Genomic DNA, 14,718 nt, shown 5'->3' with positions numbered 1-14,718 from the left:
TCCGGATTTCGTGTTGAGCTGGAGTGATTATCATCATGAACTCTCTGCCCATCGTTTAAAAAACTCAAGTATTTCATTCAGGTTTTCCGGACCACCAAATGCTTCAAAACATCCGTCTTTCAATCTGCAATGTACCCAATCATTCTCGGTTCTTTCTACAACATAATTCTGAAAGGGTCTTTTGTTCTCCAGAGGCGTATCTTGTAAGTTAACCTTTATTGACCACCCCGGATTATCAATAGTACTGATCGTTATTCCATAACCATGCTCCCAGTCTCCATCACAATTGGATGAGTAAAAATTTTCCAACCACTTTAGCATCTCCATTTTTAAATCCATCCCTTCCAAGATATTTCACACATTTAATTAATCCCATCCCAAACATGTCGCCTACTTTGTCTACCATTCGACAATATCTCCTAAAGAAAAGGAACTCGATACCCCTTAAAATGGTATATGTTGGTAATTTCGGAAAAGGAGATGAACGATCCATCTTATTTTTAATGGAATTGCCGCAACGAATGACATCCACTCGATAATCGTTTCTCAATTACATTTACCACTATTATGAAAGGTTGATGCTAATGTTTAAGAAAACCTTGATAATCCTGACTTTAAGCGCAGTTGTCTCTGTACCAGCTATAGCTGCAAAAGCCCAAGGGGCAGCTCTACCTTCTCAGGAGAAGGTGCCTAACTTCGCAACAACAAAAATCAAGAATGCCGCATTTGGTCAGGAAATCTGGGTAATGCTAGGCTCTCCTATTCCAACCGGATGGGTCGTGATCAGAACTTCTGGAAATATGAACCTGATTAAGGATCTTAATAACGCTCCTGCTGGTTACGAGGTTTGGGTAATGCTAGGCTCCCCTATTCCAACTGGATGGGTTGTGATCAGGAGTTCAGGAAATATGAACCTGCTAAAAAATCTTAACAACGCTTCTTCTGGTCAGGAAGTATGGGTAATGCTGGGTTCTTCTATTCCAACCGGATGGGTTGTGATCAGGAGTTCAGGAAATATGAACCTCCTTAAAAATCTTAATAACGCTCCTTCTGGTCAGGAGGTATGGGTGATGCTTGGTTCGCCTGTTCCTGACGGATGGATCATTATCAGATCAACAGGAACAATGAACCTGATCAAGCGTGTTGGCTAATCAGAACAATTGGATAACCGCATCTATAATAGATTGACAGATAGCATGCATTTCGTCCACAAGCTGAGATCGAAACTCAATCGACTTCAGCTTGTTTCCTTTTTCTGTGTGGACGTAAGCTGCTGAAAAACCATTACTCGTACACATCGTGAGTGCCAAGCTTCTTACTTTACTAATCTTATGTTGTGATAATTTGTTCATATTTCCCCGAACAATCCACTTGTTGTATAATTTTGTAATACATTATGATATCTAGGGAGTAAACAATATGCTTGTACCAATTATCAGTATCTTGATGAGCATCTGGTTATTTAGAGAAGCAAAACTACGTAATGAAAACCATTTCTTCTGGGCCATTCTCGGCCTTCTCTTCTCGTTTTTAGCAATAGGAATTTTCCATATAAAACATAGGAATCATATTCAAGGTATTGTTGCTTTGATCTTTGGGATACTTATTTACTCGATTCTCTTGAACGATTACTTTCCTACCCCCTGAAAACCATGCCGCTGCCAATCTTGGTGAAATGCAACTTGGTAAGATATGCGTGATACGAAACCACTGTGTTTCCCGGTAGCTCTAACACGGTCCACCCCGTTGGGAAGCCCATGAAGACTTACTTTCTCGACAGTTATAATTGTAATACCCGTCCTTTCCATTCCTTTTTTCGTGGTTTATCTTGAAGGGGGCTCGCTCAAATGGTAATTACATTAATTCTTCTTATTGGATGGATTCTCATCTTGAATTCAAAGTCTTTAAAAACTAAGTGGTTATATGTGAGCATTTTTATTGTTGCTCTGTTTATACTTGGAATCATTTCGTATAATGACGAAGACTGGACTGGGTATTAGGTAGATCATTGCAACGTGAGCAATATGATTTGTTAACTTCTATCATACCGTTACTGGTTTTGTACCAATCTGTTTCAGACGCCTCTTTGCATCCTCTGCCGTTCCTTCTCCGTTTAATACCCGAGTACGCAGCTCTGTATTAATAGTTCCCCACAAAACGAACTTCCTTTTTCATAGTAATCTGTCTAACCTTCTGCAAAAGCTAGGGCGAACACATCAAATGAGTCATCCTCACAGTATGTATTAATCACTTCATCAGAGATATTTACGGCGTTGAGTTTCAGGCCCACTTCCAAGCTCTTCAAAACGTCTAAAACTGCTTATTTATCCATACTTATTCTCTTCCTAACCAATAAGTTTACATCCGCTTTTTTATGGTAATATACTTAGACTGACCAAATTTTAAGGTGAAGCAATTGATTTATGCTAAAGTAAAAAACATTATTGATCAATGGGACCCGATTGGGTTAATTGGTATAGATCCCGAACACGATCATTACCGAAATGAAATAAATGAGATTATTAAGCTCCTTCAATCTAACTACAGTATGCCTGAAGAGTTCGCCAAACATTTAGAAAGCATTTTCATCGAATACTTCGATGACGAAATTTATATTCGTCCGTTTGCAGAATGCCTGGATGTCGCTCGCATTCTAGTTACAATCGATAGCGATTAACAATTAACGAATGGCTTCCCTAGCATTTCATCTGTCCCCGGCCGCCATCATCGCTTGGTGGGTCGTAAGCCGCCTTCTATTCTTCACGGGAGTAAGGTGTTAAGTGAAGCATCCTTGCCATTTCATCTGACCGATCACGAATCATTCCCCCATCTCTCTCCTGTTTATCTCTCTGCGCAATTGATAAAATTACCATATAGGTGAGTATTATGAAAAAACAACGTTGGAAAAAACAGGATCAATTTTATAATTGAGCTTGTGTGCCCGACTTTTTTGTCCCATCCTCCCACATCACACTCTAAGAAAAAGGAGTGTTGATTTGTAAATAGGTCGTATTAATGTCGTATTAATGTCGTTACTTGGTCAGAAGCGTTGTCCATTTGTTTGGGAATTGTCCGATCGTTTTATACCGTTTGATTCGTTCTATTAAAACAGCTAACTATTCCAGCGATTCAAGTCCCCATTTTTTCCACCCCTTAACTTTGGGTTTACGCCGTGGTTTGTGAGCTCTTTAGTGGGGACGGGAAACGCTACCCTGATCCTTTGACATACTGTGAAACACCTACGCAGTATTACTATTAGAAACAGTGACTCGCATGAAATTCATCTAAGAACGGCCAGGTCATAGAAGCATGTAAGTTATGGCTAATGTGTATCCCATGATGGCACGAAATAATAATTGAATGTCCAAATTAAAGTATGGAGATTTTGTTTTTTTAGGAGGTTTATAATGACGAGACAGTTGAAAAGATCTTCTACTGACAAATCTATTTTAGGTGTTTGTGGTGGTATTGCAGATTTTTTTGGTATCTCTTCATTTATTGTGAGACTTATTTTCGTTGTTTTCGCAGGCCCTGTTTTAGGCATTGTGTATTTAATTTTGGGGAATATTCTCGAAGAAGATAGACGATTGTAAAGGTCGTATTTTGCATTATGATTTAAACCGCCATTGAGCAGATCCATTCATATCCGTTCAACCTGCAGCAATTTTTCAACTGGCACCCACCAAACTCCTTCGACCCTAACAAGCTTGATCTTGTTCGCAATTCGGTCGATATCCTTTACGACGCCCCATTCCCTACGGATACAGTCCTCATGCCAACTAACATTGATTGCATAGTCTTTTCGAACAGAGTCGTAAATAATGACATTCATTTCAGCCAGTGAAGCAGGATTGATCGGAGGTAAGGGAGTCACTACCGACTCATAGTGATGTTCATACAGTAAGCTCATTTGCCAGTCTCCTCCACTAATCCAGCCTCAATTAAGTCTCGAAGAATGTCAGGAGCGCATCCTGGGCTTACACCTGTGTGGATTTTGCTTATAGCTTTGAGATGCTTTGGGGTTAAAACCGGAACAGCTTGGAATTGGCCATCAATCACTGCTTTAATTGTCTCCACGTTAATCACCCTTTCACGAACGTTTGTTCTTATTTTATGATGGGTGACGAAAAAAGAAAAGCCCCATTTTTTAGTGGAGCATTAAATGTTTTTGCCGAACATATATACGTGCTCCCGAATGGGGGTTATTTTTTTGTCTGTTAGCAAGGGAAACTTGATCGAGGTGATCTTATGTTTGCTGTTTTTATCCGTACTGCCTCCAGCGATTTTCGGATGACCCAAAAGTAAATGGAGCCCTATATGCCGCTTGTACAAGACATAGAACATAAGGTGTACATGGAAATCGACGTTAAAACCATTGACTAGGATCCGACCTGGGCTGTCTCGGTTGATTGCTGACATAAAGCTGGATTGGTAAACAAGGTCATCTGCCACAGTGCTGAGCGAATCTCCCGAACCCCTTTTTAGAGTTTGGCAATTTTATGAGGCTAGCTAATCAGATGAATGTCCCTGTGGCATTCGCAGAAATATTCTGAAGGAATCACTTGAAATCGTATGTTAAGCACTGCAACGGTCTTTTTACACTTCGATCTGCACAACACTTCGTTTTTTGTTTTCACCGGGGTATCCGAATGCAGCATTTACAAACCGACAACCATACGCTTCGTAATCAAAGCGCTGATGAGAATGCCCGAAACACCAAACCTTACCTTCAAGTTGTGAAAAGTAAGAACTTCCGTCAAAGTAATAAAATGAGTTGACCAGATCACGGTCTGCCTTGCTCCAATCGCCTCCCACATGTGTGATGATTACATCTGATGACTCAAGGATAACGTCAAGTTTCTTCTTCTCTTCGTCAGCAAATGTAAATGGCTTGTCCAACAAACCCTTGATCAGTCTGGAGTCGTTCATTATTTCCCACCACTTCGAATAAAGTGCCTCTTTTGAATATCCAAGCTCTTTAATCCCATATGAGAAGTCGTACCACATTCCAACTCCTCCATACGTAATCCCATCGATCTCTATTGTGTTGCCATCAAGATAATGCACATTAGATGATATCAAGCTGCATATTTCTTTCATTTCGCTTACGCGATTAAGAGATTTTCCCCCGTACTGCTCTTCTTGATTTGCACTAACCAGATAGTAATCATGGTTTCCTGCAACTATCAGAATGTGCTCATATATCTGTTTCAACTCTTCAATCAATATTTTATTTTGCCAATTGTAATGGCCCAGATCACCAGCAATGACAAGCACTTTATGGTGATTTTCAGGCAAAAATCCTTTAATAAAGTTTTTAATTTGCGGCATCATTTTGTGTAGTGGATTTTCAACTTTAACCCAAAAATCCAAATGAACGTCTGAGATAAGATCAAATCCTTTACTCATGCCACTCACCTGCTTTCCACTCGAAATATTGTGTTAATAGCAATTTTTCATTATTTCATAAATCCTTATGTTATGACCTCTGGCAAGGTCTGTTTTAAAGAGGGATTTGACAGTGACATTGAGTTGACCAGAAATTGCTTTTTGAAAAGTTTCGCTTTTACTAGTTATAAACTCCTCATCTATTTTCATGGACTCATCAACATTTAAATCAAAAAATTTATTCAATGCATTTTTTGCATTTCTGAAATATTGAGTCAATTCACTATCAGTTACATAGATTAGGATTAATCTAGCATCTAGGTCTGATCTAAACATAGTAAGCCTATAAACATCATTAAACAGTCTCCCTGCTTGATGTGGTCTTGGTGAATTTTTTCCGCTTGGAATTTGACGATCATACTAAAATTCTAATACTAGACCTGCTCTTATGTTAGTTGATGGGATATAAGTATCCACTTCTTTATTTGGAATTGAAGGATGTGGGTATTCTAAAATGACTTCACATCGTGTGTCTAGTAAAATGCTACATTGATGGTGTTTATCGTTCTAATACATTTACTTGTTTCTTGTGAGAATTTTGTGAGCCGAGTTTGATAGGCTAAAAGTGCCCATTGTAGATCTTCATCTTTTTATCCGTTGGTGGAACGCCGTATGCGCTGAAAGGCGCCTGTACTGTGTAGGCTCGTTAAAAAGCCGATATAGAGAGAGGTATAAGACGAGAATAGCGATCAACCTGCAAATGTTACACTTCATCCAAGCTGGAAAAACGGGGCTATTTTTTCTATTCGTGTTGGTAGTGGTTCGGGAATACTCTCAGGTGAGGTAGCAGTCGACGGTTACGGTGGCACAGCAACCATATCTAACTTAACCAGTAGTGATCCTACGAAAGTGACCTTTACGAATGAATCTGGCTTCTTATTGATTAGTAGAATCGCCAGCGGCACCGCGACAGTTTCTTACGAAATTACTGATAGCCGTGGTGGGAAAAGTACGATCAGTTACACCGTCATCGAGCTATAGGATGCAAAAAAATTAAAATAACTTTCTTACCTCACCTACAAAGGTGAGGTATTTTTTCACCAAGATTGTCTGTTATCCAAATTACCGATTTGTTAACTAACCTTCAGAGCAGCTTTGTAAATAGCCTCTTGCGGTGCCGCCCCATAGCCTTCAAACCGCCTAGGTTTCTTTGAGTTCCCACCCAAGATGTATCTTTTGAAACCATCGCCGCTCATTGGATAATTCATACAACCAGCCATTCGAAACCAACTTGTCTACGATGTGCCACGCATCGGCTATGTTTTGGAGTGGGTTCCATTCACTCGCCCATATCCATGTATCATCAAATCCATAAAAGTAATCCCTCTGGTTGTAAAAGTTCGTTCCCTTTTCCCACCCCATCACCTTCGTTGCCAGTGTTTCAACGAGTTGCTGCTCGGTCATGCTGTACCACCATTCCCTTCGGCCAGCAACCTTTCGACCAGGTTATAAATCTCAATTACGTCCCAAGGGAAATGTCCTGAAATTTCGATCCCCAATAAATCTGCCGCATGTGAAGCGAACCTCACCTCAATTGATCCACCTGTTTCATCGTCGAATAAGAAGTCAAAATGAATCTCTCCGTTGGTGATATCAGCGCCGTCCACGAACGCGTAGGCTTTATTCAGCATTGTTTTGATTCCCTGTTCAGCCTGTTCTTTTGACATGCCCTTGGTATATACGACCAATTTATTTCCATGTCTCTTTCCTCCCTAACTAGTTTGTTAAGTAAACATATATAGAACCTGTACAAAGGTGTAATACTTTAATAAAGGAAGAATTGTTCTAGACCTAATTTGTTCTACAAAAATTGGAGGTCAAATAGTAATGCATTCACCAGAAAACAATTTGCAAAAACACACACTGATTTCGATTCCGTCATTAGATCAGTTAAAAGAGATTGCAAAAAGAAGTAATTATCTAGTTGATGAAAGTCTTTCTCCTGATTCAGAATTTGCCTTCCTGAACCCAAAGACAAAAGCTGGTGTTGCTGCAATGATGACTACAGACCACTCTCTAATTAGCATTGATTTATACGTTAATAACGATCCCACCATAGTTCCTTTTGTATCAGAAGTATTAAATCTGTATCTTCTACCGGTTGATAATTTAGCTGAAGACGTCACTTCGTCCTACAACGATAGAAAGGAATTTGAAAGACATTATGACTACTATTGGGTACAATACATGCCTATCGAAGAAGATCCAGAAGTGGTGCTAATTAGATATAGACGTTTTGTAGAAGAATGATTTATTCAATCCAGCTTTATCTTGATACACATTGTGATAAATACTCTTCTCAATAAGTTCAAATATTGAGCTTTCAAAGCAAAAAATGGTAATATTTTCACGAATGAACATTAAGGAGGTGCCTCAAATGAAGTTATATCCTCTGACATAGATAATTTGAAAGCGAGGAGTTATATGACATTTGAGATTATAGAACGCATTCCTACTCTTGAAGAGTTTCATCAATTGTGCGTTTCAGTTGGTTGGGACAAGATGATGAATTTCAAAGTGATCGAAGACTCACTTGAAAATTCTTTGTATTCAGTTGTTGTTCTCTTCGAAGGTAAAATAATTGGTATGGGCCGAATTATCGGCGATGGGTACGTTTATTTTTACCTTCAAGATATTGTTGTACTTCCGGAGTTTCAAAAAATGGGGATAGGTACAATGATTATGGACAAACTCATGTCCTATCTAAAAGGGAATGCTCCCGATAAAGCTTTTATTGGTCTCTTTTCTTCTAACGAAGGTAAGATACTGTATGAGAAATACGACTTTAAACAGTACCCTGCTTTAACAGGAATGTTTCGAGTAGCACCAATTTAGTTAGCATTCACAGCAAGCTCCTCCAAGTCTGGAGGAGTTTTAAATTTTGCAAATTTATCATTTAAGTTATGTAAACATCAGTTACATCCCAGGCAGCGAGAAAATCGTCTGTTCCCCCGTTTTGCGTCGATCCCTTCCAATGCCTGGAGTGCTGGTCTACTCTCGAATTGGATCTCCTTCAACCGCTAAGCTATTATTGGAATTTTGTTGTTCGGAAAATCATTCCACTGCTTTACTTGATAAGAATCATCTGCAATACCTCTAGCATATCCACCCAGATATTGATCGCGTCTTTACCCGGAACCATTGCCGACATTTAATCAAAAAAACGACTGGCTCGATCGCCATAATCGTTTGGTGTGTCGTAAGCCGCCTTGTATTCTTCACAGAGTAAGGTATCCAGTGAAGCATCCTTGCCAAATCATCTGGCCGTTCACGAATCATTTCCCCACCTCCCTCCTGTTTATCTCTCTGCGCATTTGATAAATCAAGAAACTATTATTACATTTTTTGTTAATTACTAAATAGGTGAGTATTATGAAAAAACAGGATCAATATTACTCTGCTTAATTGGCCTTTATTTATTGATAACTAGCCTGGAGTATGGCTTGATCGGTTTCCTTTATTTAGCCGAGTGATTTAACATAATTGACCTTGTGTGCCCGACTTTTTTGTCCCATCCTCCCACGTTACACTCCAAGAAAAAGGAGGGCTGCTTTGTGGAGAGGTCGTATTACTGTCGTCACTGGGTCAGAAGCGAGCCTATATTTATAAAAATTCTAAAGCGGCAACATGAGAAAATTTGAAGACCATCTGCATAAGATTTATGAGTAAATTGTGGGTAATTTGTCGCTGCGTTTGTGGGTGAAACGATTTTCACAACCGCACCCACGAAAACAAAAACCCCTCGCACCTACAGGCACAAGGGGTCTCGCGTATTAATAAGCAGTCATATATTGCTCGCGCTCCCAATCGTGAACGCGTGTGCGGAACATATCCCACTCAATTTCTTTTGCTTCAATAAAGTGTACAAGCGCATGCTCGCCCAATGCTTCGCAAATAACCGGGTCAGCTTTCAGGCACTCGATTGCTTCCTTCAGCGTAGACGGCAAGTTCTCGATACCGTTTGCTTCGCGGTCTTGCTCAGTCATAACGTAGATGTTGCGGTCGATTGCAGGTGGTGGAGTGATTTTGTTCTTGATTCCGTCCAAACCAGCTTTCAGCATAACTGCCAGCGCCAAGTATGGGTTGGTTGCTGGGTCTGGGCTACGCACTTCAATGCGCGTGCTCAGTCCTCTGGATGCAGGGATACGGATCAATGGAGAACGGTTTTTCGCAGACCAAGCTACGTAGCAAGGAGCCTCGTAACCAGGTACCAAGCGCTTGTAAGAGTTTACGAGCGGGTTGGTGATCGCTGTAAAGCTGCGAGCATGCTGCAAAATACCTGCCAAATAGTGCTTAGCTGTTTGGCTCAGACCCATTTCATCGGACTCGTCATAGAAAGCATTCTCTTTACCACGGAAGAGCGATTGGTTCGCGTGCATACCGGAGCCAGCTACACCATACAGAGGTTTTGGCATGAAGGTAGCATGCAGACCATGCTTTTGCGCGATGGTTTTGACAACCAGCTTGAACGTCAAAATTTGATCAGCAGCTTGCAGTGCATTTGCATACTTAAAGTCGATTTCGTGTTGACCTGGAGCTACCTCGTGGTGAGAAGCTTCCACTTCAAAGCCCATTTTTTCCAAAGTCAATACGATATCACGACGGCAGTTTTCACCGGAGTCGAGTGGAGCAAAGTCGAAGTATCCGCCTTGGTCATTCAGATCAAGCGTAGGCTCGCCTTTTGCATCCAGCTTGAACAGGAAAAACTCAGGCTCAGGACCTACGTTGAATGCTGTGAAGCCCATTTCTTCCGCTTCTTTCAATGCACGCTTCAGGATATAGCGCGGATCTCCTTCGAATGGAGAACCATCTGGCATGTGGATATCACAGATCAGACGTGCAATTTTGCCAAACTCGTTGCCCCACGGGAATACGACCCATGTATCCAGATCAGGAACCAGGTACATGTCGGATTCCTCGATGCGCACGAAGCCTTCGATGGAAGAACCATCAAACATCATTTTGCCATCGAGTGCTTTTGGCAACTGGGACAGGGGGATTTCTACGTTTTTAATAATCCCCATCAGGTCGGTAAACTGCAGTCGGATATACCTTACGTCCTCTTCTTGGGCCAAACGCATAATGTCTTCTCTTGTAAACTTGCTCACATTTCTCTCCTCCTGTCTCTATATCGGCTTTCTATCTAGTGGAAGAAGCGGGAAAGCTCTCCACGTATCAATGCACCCTCGCCATGGCGAGTGGCATCGCGATACATAATCTGCTGCCTTAGGAGCTGATGCAGCTCTTTGTCGGTCATGTCCTTGCGTTTCTCTTCGGATGTTGTGGAAATCTCGGTTTGTTCCATCGCAGGCTCTTGCATTTGCAAGACTTGCTTGATCCCTGCAATATTCAGTCCTTTTTCAATCAGAGCCTTGATCTCCAACAAGCGATCTACATCGTTGAAGGAAAAGAGCCTCTGCTTCCCTTCTGTGCGGGCTGGCTGAATGAGGTCGTTTTGTTCGTAATAACGGATTTGCCTCGCAGTGAGATCAGTCAGCTTCATGACGATCCCAATGGGAAAGAGGGCCATATTCCGGCGAAGGTCATCACTCATGACTTGTCCCTCCTGTTTCGTATTTCTTAGTCTTATTCTATTTTATAACAAAAATCCTGTCAATAGATGTTAGGAAATATTACACGAAAAGTTATGTACAGTTTTTTGACATGAAAAACGGCATCCTCCATGATCTAGAGAACGCCGCTTGTATCCTATTTACTCGGTATCTCGAGCAAGCCTTTTTCTAACATCCCGTTCAACGCCGTCAATATCCCCACTTTTACGTGTGAGTACGTCAATCCACCCTGAACGAAGCCCAAGTACGGCGGGCGAATCGGGCCGTCTGCCGAGAACTCGATGCTCGCTCCTTGAATAAACGTACCCGCAGCCATAATCACCGGATCAGCGTATCCAGGCATTTCGCTCGGATAAGGAGTCACGTGTGAATCGACTGGTGCTGCTTTTTGAATTCCTTGGCAAAACGTAATCAGACGTTCTGCACTGCCGAACTCAACGGATTGAATCAGATCGGTCCGCGGTTCATGCCACAGCGGATTCGTTTTGAAGCCCAGACGCTCCAGCATTGCCGAAGAGAATACTGCACCCTTTAACGCCTCGCCCACTACATGTGGAGCTAAGAAAAAGCCCTGGTACATCTCCAGTAGTGAATAGAGTGATGCACCACCCTCCGCGCCAATTCCTGGTGCAGCCATTCGATATGAAGCAAGCTGAACCAAATCCTCGCGTCCAACGATATAACCACCTGTTTTGACCAAGCCGCCGCCAGGGTTTTTGATCAGTGAGCCTGCCATGATGTCTGCACCAACGTGCAGCGGCTCCTGTTCCTCTGTGAATTCACCGTAGCAATTGTCTACAAACACGATGAGATCGGGCTTGATTTCCTTTACAACGCGAATCATCTCTTGAATTTTGGCAATGGTGAACGACGGTCTGTCCGCGTATCCTCGCGAGCGTTGGATGCCGATGACCTTTGTCTTTGGCGTAATCATTTGTGCGACTGCCACAAAATCAATCTCGCTTTCTGGCGTCAATGGGACATAGTCATACCCAATGCCATAATCCTTGAGCGAGCCTTGACCTTCTCCGCGAACGCCTACCACTTCTTCAAGCGTATCGTACGGCTTGCCTGTAATATAGAGAAGATCGTCGCCAGGTCGAAGGATTCCAAACAAAGAAATCGCGATCGCATGTGTGCCTGAAATAATATGGTTGCGGACCAAAGCTGCTTCTCCACCGAACACCTCGGCATAAATCGATTCTAGCGTCGCACGTCCAGAATCATCGTAGCCATAGCCAGTAGATGGCGAAAAATGAAATTCGTTGACTTCGTGCTTTTGGAAGGAACGCAACACTTTCAGTTGATTTGTATCCACCAATGCGGAAATTTGACGATGTCGCTCTGAGATCGTCGCTTCTACCTCCATAACGAGGGGACGAAGCTTTTCACCATGGGAAAAATATGAAAACATCTGTTACTTACCAACTCTCTTCAACAGTCTCTGGCTTATCCAGGAGGAAAGGAGCAATCTTGCCGTATATCGGATTATCCTTGTTCACACGGACGGTGATCAAGTAGGCCGCTTCCTCTTCATTAAATTCTTGTTCCATCTCTACCCCATCCCGATGCAAAAGGGAGAGAATGTCTCCGCGCTCGACGGGAACGCGCAGCTTCATTTCATTGAAGGATTGCAACGCAAATGACTCAATCCGGGCGAGCAGTTGCTTCAGGTCATTTTCCCGCATGGCAGAAATCAAAATTGATTCGTCTGCACGTGGCAAGTAAGAACCCTCTACAAGCATGTCTGCCTTGTTGAAAACGACTAGCTGTGGAATCTCTTCTGCTTTTAGCTCGCGCAAAATCTTGTCTACGACGTCCATGTGTACTTGGAAGTCAGGGTGATGACTATCCACCACATGCAGAATGAGGTCCGCTTCCTTTACACCTTCCAGCGTCGAACGGAATGCAGCGACAAGACTCGTAGGCAAGTCTTGAATGAAACCAACCGTATCGGTCAACAGCACATCCAGCCCACTCGGTAGCTCCAACTGCCTTGTCGTTGGATCGAGGGTCGCAAACAGTTTGTCTTCCTGCAATGTGTTTGCATTCGTTAGCTTGTTGAGAATCGTAGATTTCCCGGCATTCGTATAGCCGACCAACGCAATCTGGAACACGTTGTTTTTCTTCCGACGCTCCCGATGCAATTGTCTCGTCCGAACCGTATCCTCTAATTGCTGCTTGAGCTCACTGATCCGCTTGCGGATGTGGCGACGATCGCTTTCGAGCTTGGATTCACCCGGACCACGCGTACCGATACCGCCCCCGAGACGAGACAGCTGTTTCCCCTGCCCGGCAAGCCGAGGCAGCAAGTAGTTGTACTGCGCCAGCTCGACCTGAATTTTTCCTTCACGAGACTGCGCACGACCCGCAAAAATATCCAGAATGAGCTGCGTGCGATCAATCACTTTGCAATCGAATACTTTATCCAGATTACGAGTCTGGCTTGGGGACAGCTCATCGTTGAAAATGATGACATCCACATCCAGCTCTTCAGCCCTCAGCGCGATTTCATCGATTTTTCCTGTACCCAAATACCATGCAGAATCAACCCGGTCTCGATTTTGTGTGATGACGTCGAGTACCTCTACACCTGCAGTAGCTGCCAGCTCATGCAGTTCTTCCATAGAAAGACGCGTTCTTTCTTCATCGCGGTTATCTAAATAGCAACCAACCAGTATGGCTGTTTCTTTCGTCTTAATCAGATCGTTCACCGATTCACGCCCCTTCATGCACTATCATACCACATTTTGCCCAAAACGTTACGACCGCAGGGCTTGGCAAGTGAAACACCCCTGTCTTTTTTCGTTAAATTGCTCTTCGACTATTCCTTCATCAATCAGTTTGTAGAGAAACTTCTCCACACGCGGGAGTAAAGTAAACAGCCGCTCCCCGAATTGTCCAGGAAAACGGCTGCTGCAATAAATCCTATAGATTTGGATACGATGCCTCTTTGTATTGGCCGCTCCTGATTCCTTTTTCAAATAACGTGGAAAAATCAATGTTGTGTTTGAAAAACAATCGTTTGGCTGGCATGTCTTTTTTGATCGCCACCGACACGAGATAGCTCCGTAGTGGTTGAAAGGTATCGAAAGAATATGTTTCATCCTCTTCAGGCTGTTCCATGAGCGGTACCGAAAATGACAAGGGAGGAAGCGAAAAGCCCATTCCCTCCGCTTTCATCACCGCCTCTTTGCGTGTCCAAATGCGATAAAACGCTTCCTGCTTCCTGTCTGGCCTGTCCATTGCTTCCACATAATCAATCTCTGCTGGTGTAAAAACCTGCGGCATTACATTCAGATGGTCTCCGGCAATTTTCTCGACGTCAATTCCCGCCTCTTCTTCAAGCGCAAGTACACAGACAACCATGCCATCCGTATGGGAAAGATTGAAGGAGATTGCTCGCTGATACTCTGGCGGCAAGAGAGCATGATGAACAAAGAGCTTGCCGTATTCATTTTTCCTTAACCTTACACGCTCAGCAGGGATCCTCAATACACGTCCGAGTAATTCCTTAATCAAGACACGTCCTGTCAAAAATTCCACTTTTTTAAAAGGAACCCGATACCGTTGAAATGTCGTCATTTCTTCTGGGTCCAAAAGATCACTTCTATGCCGAATCTGCTCCAATGGGTTCTCATCAGGCAAAGCAACCCAATACACTTGTATGAGCGACTGCTTCATAATACCCATTCTC

Annotated in this window: 17 protein-coding genes; 5 read left to right on the top strand and 12 right to left on the bottom strand. The window is 42.8% G+C overall.

Going from position 1 to position 14,718, the window contains the following annotated elements; genetic code table 11:
• Positions 1–33: 33 nt before the first annotated feature.
• The gene (locus AB1L17_RS01490; RefSeq protein WP_412848858.1) at positions 34–321 is read right to left on the bottom strand and encodes an immunity 53 family protein; all 288 of its coding nucleotides are present in this window, start codon (positions 319–321) and stop codon (positions 34–36) included.
• Positions 281–406 carry a hypothetical protein gene (locus AB1L17_RS01485; protein WP_412843300.1) on the bottom strand — a complete coding sequence of 42 codons (126 nt, stop codon included), beginning with the start codon at positions 404–406 and terminating at the stop codon, positions 281–283. The genes AB1L17_RS01490 and AB1L17_RS01485 overlap by 41 nt, the downstream gene beginning before the upstream one ends.
• Before the next feature lie 178 nt (positions 407–584).
• Here AB1L17_RS01485 and AB1L17_RS01480 point away from each other — a divergent pair, with 178 nt between their 5' ends.
• The 3 genes from AB1L17_RS01480 to AB1L17_RS01470 all read left to right on the top strand — a co-directional run bounded on the left by AB1L17_RS01480 (position 585) and on the right by AB1L17_RS01470 (position 3,593).
• The gene (locus tag AB1L17_RS01480; protein ID WP_412843022.1) at positions 585–1,151 is read left to right on the top strand and encodes a hypothetical protein; all 567 of its coding nucleotides are present in this window, start codon (positions 585–587) and stop codon (positions 1,149–1,151) included.
• Positions 1,152–2,416: 1,265 nt separating this feature from the next.
• A complete protein-coding gene (locus AB1L17_RS01475; RefSeq protein WP_412843023.1) occupies positions 2,417–2,677 on the top strand; it encodes a DUF1871 family protein in 261 nt (86 codons plus the stop codon).
• A gap of 730 nt (positions 2,678–3,407) precedes the next feature.
• Positions 3,408–3,593 (top strand): PspC domain-containing protein, encoded by a 186-nt coding sequence (locus AB1L17_RS01470; RefSeq protein WP_412843024.1) that lies wholly within the window; start codon positions 3,408–3,410, stop codon positions 3,591–3,593.
• Positions 3,594–3,640: 47 nt separating this feature from the next.
• Here AB1L17_RS01470 and AB1L17_RS01465 read toward each other — a convergent pair whose 3' ends face one another.
• The 4 genes from AB1L17_RS01465 to AB1L17_RS01450 form a co-directional block, all read right to left on the bottom strand.
• Positions 3,641–3,910 carry a YolD-like family protein gene (locus tag AB1L17_RS01465; protein WP_412843025.1) on the bottom strand — a complete coding sequence of 90 codons (270 nt, stop codon included), beginning with the start codon at positions 3,908–3,910 and terminating at the stop codon, positions 3,641–3,643.
• 686 nt (positions 3,911–4,596) lie between these two features.
• A complete protein-coding gene (locus AB1L17_RS01460) occupies positions 4,597–5,409 on the bottom strand; it encodes a metallophosphoesterase family protein (RefSeq protein WP_412843026.1) in 813 nt (270 codons plus the stop codon).
• A 1,179-nt stretch (positions 5,410–6,588) separates the two neighbouring features.
• Positions 6,589–6,852 carry a BC1872 family protein gene (locus AB1L17_RS01455; RefSeq protein ID WP_412843027.1) on the bottom strand — a complete coding sequence of 88 codons (264 nt, stop codon included), beginning with the start codon at positions 6,850–6,852 and terminating at the stop codon, positions 6,589–6,591.
• Entirely contained in the window at positions 6,849–7,115 is a 267-nt protein-coding gene (locus AB1L17_RS01450; protein WP_412843028.1) for a hypothetical protein, read from the bottom strand. Before AB1L17_RS01450 ends, AB1L17_RS01455 begins: the two co-directional genes overlap by 4 nt.
• Positions 7,116–7,275: 160 nt before the next feature.
• Between AB1L17_RS01450 and AB1L17_RS01445 the strand changes: the two genes are divergently transcribed.
• Positions 7,276–7,698 carry a hypothetical protein gene (locus tag AB1L17_RS01445; protein WP_412843029.1) on the top strand — a complete coding sequence of 141 codons (423 nt, stop codon included), beginning with the start codon at positions 7,276–7,278 and terminating at the stop codon, positions 7,696–7,698.
• Positions 7,699–7,872: 174 nt separating this feature from the next.
• Positions 7,873–8,283, top strand: coding sequence for a GNAT family N-acetyltransferase (locus AB1L17_RS01440; RefSeq protein WP_412843030.1), 411 nt, complete (start codon positions 7,873–7,875; stop codon positions 8,281–8,283).
• A 261-nt stretch (positions 8,284–8,544) separates the two neighbouring features.
• Here AB1L17_RS01440 and AB1L17_RS01435 read toward each other — a convergent pair whose 3' ends face one another.
• The 6 genes from AB1L17_RS01435 to AB1L17_RS01410 all read right to left on the bottom strand — a co-directional run bounded on the left by AB1L17_RS01435 (position 8,545) and on the right by AB1L17_RS01410 (position 14,705).
• Positions 8,545–8,727 (bottom strand): hypothetical protein, encoded by a 183-nt coding sequence (locus AB1L17_RS01435; RefSeq protein ID WP_412843031.1) that lies wholly within the window; start codon positions 8,725–8,727, stop codon positions 8,545–8,547.
• Between the two features lie 494 nt (positions 8,728–9,221).
• A complete protein-coding gene (gene glnA / locus AB1L17_RS01430) occupies positions 9,222–10,556 on the bottom strand; it encodes a type I glutamate--ammonia ligase (RefSeq protein WP_412843032.1) in 1,335 nt (444 codons plus the stop codon).
• A gap of 35 nt (positions 10,557–10,591) precedes the next feature.
• Positions 10,592–11,002, bottom strand: coding sequence for a MerR family transcriptional regulator (locus AB1L17_RS01425; protein ID WP_412843033.1), 411 nt, complete (start codon positions 11,000–11,002; stop codon positions 10,592–10,594).
• Positions 11,003–11,157: 155 nt separating this feature from the next.
• Positions 11,158–12,435, bottom strand: a complete 1,278-nt coding sequence (locus AB1L17_RS01420) for a methionine gamma-lyase family protein (protein WP_412843034.1) — start codon at positions 12,433–12,435, stop codon at positions 11,158–11,160.
• A 7-nt stretch (positions 12,436–12,442) separates the two neighbouring features.
• Positions 12,443–13,735 (bottom strand): GTPase HflX, encoded by a 1,293-nt coding sequence (hflX, locus tag AB1L17_RS01415; RefSeq protein ID WP_412843035.1) that lies wholly within the window; start codon positions 13,733–13,735, stop codon positions 12,443–12,445.
• 214 nt (positions 13,736–13,949) lie between these two features.
• Positions 13,950–14,705 carry a 4'-phosphopantetheinyl transferase family protein gene (locus AB1L17_RS01410; protein WP_412843036.1) on the bottom strand — a complete coding sequence of 252 codons (756 nt, stop codon included), beginning with the start codon at positions 14,703–14,705 and terminating at the stop codon, positions 13,950–13,952.
• Positions 14,706–14,718: the final 13 nt, after the last annotated feature.

Source organism: Brevibacillus jepli (assembly GCF_047229145.1).
In the GTDB taxonomy this organism is placed as follows: domain Bacteria; phylum Bacillota; class Bacilli; order Brevibacillales; family Brevibacillaceae; genus Brevibacillus.
This window is presented reverse-complemented; position numbering and strand designations above follow the sequence as displayed.

Coding starts and splice junctions, on each gene's coding strand:
- AB1L17_RS01490 (WP_412848858.1), bottom strand. CDS start 321: ATGCTAAAGTGGTTGGAAAATTTTTACTCATCCAATTGTGATGGAGAC.
- AB1L17_RS01485 (WP_412843300.1), bottom strand. CDS start 406: ATGGTAGACAAAGTAGGCGACATGTTTGGGATGGGATTAATTAAATGT.
- AB1L17_RS01480 (WP_412843022.1), top strand. CDS start 585: ATGTTTAAGAAAACCTTGATAATCCTGACTTTAAGCGCAGTTGTCTCT.
- AB1L17_RS01470 (WP_412843024.1), top strand. CDS start 3,408: ATGACGAGACAGTTGAAAAGATCTTCTACTGACAAATCTATTTTAGGT.
- AB1L17_RS01465 (WP_412843025.1), bottom strand. CDS start 3,910: ATGAGCTTACTGTATGAACATCACTATGAGTCGGTAGTGACTCCCTTA.
- AB1L17_RS01460 (WP_412843026.1), bottom strand. CDS start 5,409: ATGAGTAAAGGATTTGATCTTATCTCAGACGTTCATTTGGATTTTTGG.
- AB1L17_RS01455 (WP_412843027.1), bottom strand. CDS start 6,852: ATGACCGAGCAGCAACTCGTTGAAACACTGGCAACGAAGGTGATGGGG.
- AB1L17_RS01450 (WP_412843028.1), bottom strand. CDS start 7,115: ATGTCAAAAGAACAGGCTGAACAGGGAATCAAAACAATGCTGAATAAA.
- AB1L17_RS01445 (WP_412843029.1), top strand. CDS start 7,276: ATGCATTCACCAGAAAACAATTTGCAAAAACACACACTGATTTCGATT.
- AB1L17_RS01440 (WP_412843030.1), top strand. CDS start 7,873: ATGACATTTGAGATTATAGAACGCATTCCTACTCTTGAAGAGTTTCAT.
- AB1L17_RS01435 (WP_412843031.1), bottom strand. CDS start 8,727: ATGATTCGTGAACGGCCAGATGATTTGGCAAGGATGCTTCACTGGATA.
- AB1L17_RS01425 (WP_412843033.1), bottom strand. CDS start 11,002: ATGAGTGATGACCTTCGCCGGAATATGGCCCTCTTTCCCATTGGGATC.
- AB1L17_RS01420 (WP_412843034.1), bottom strand. CDS start 12,435: ATGTTTTCATATTTTTCCCATGGTGAAAAGCTTCGTCCCCTCGTTATG.
- AB1L17_RS01410 (WP_412843036.1), bottom strand. CDS start 14,705: ATGAAGCAGTCGCTCATACAAGTGTATTGGGTTGCTTTGCCTGATGAG.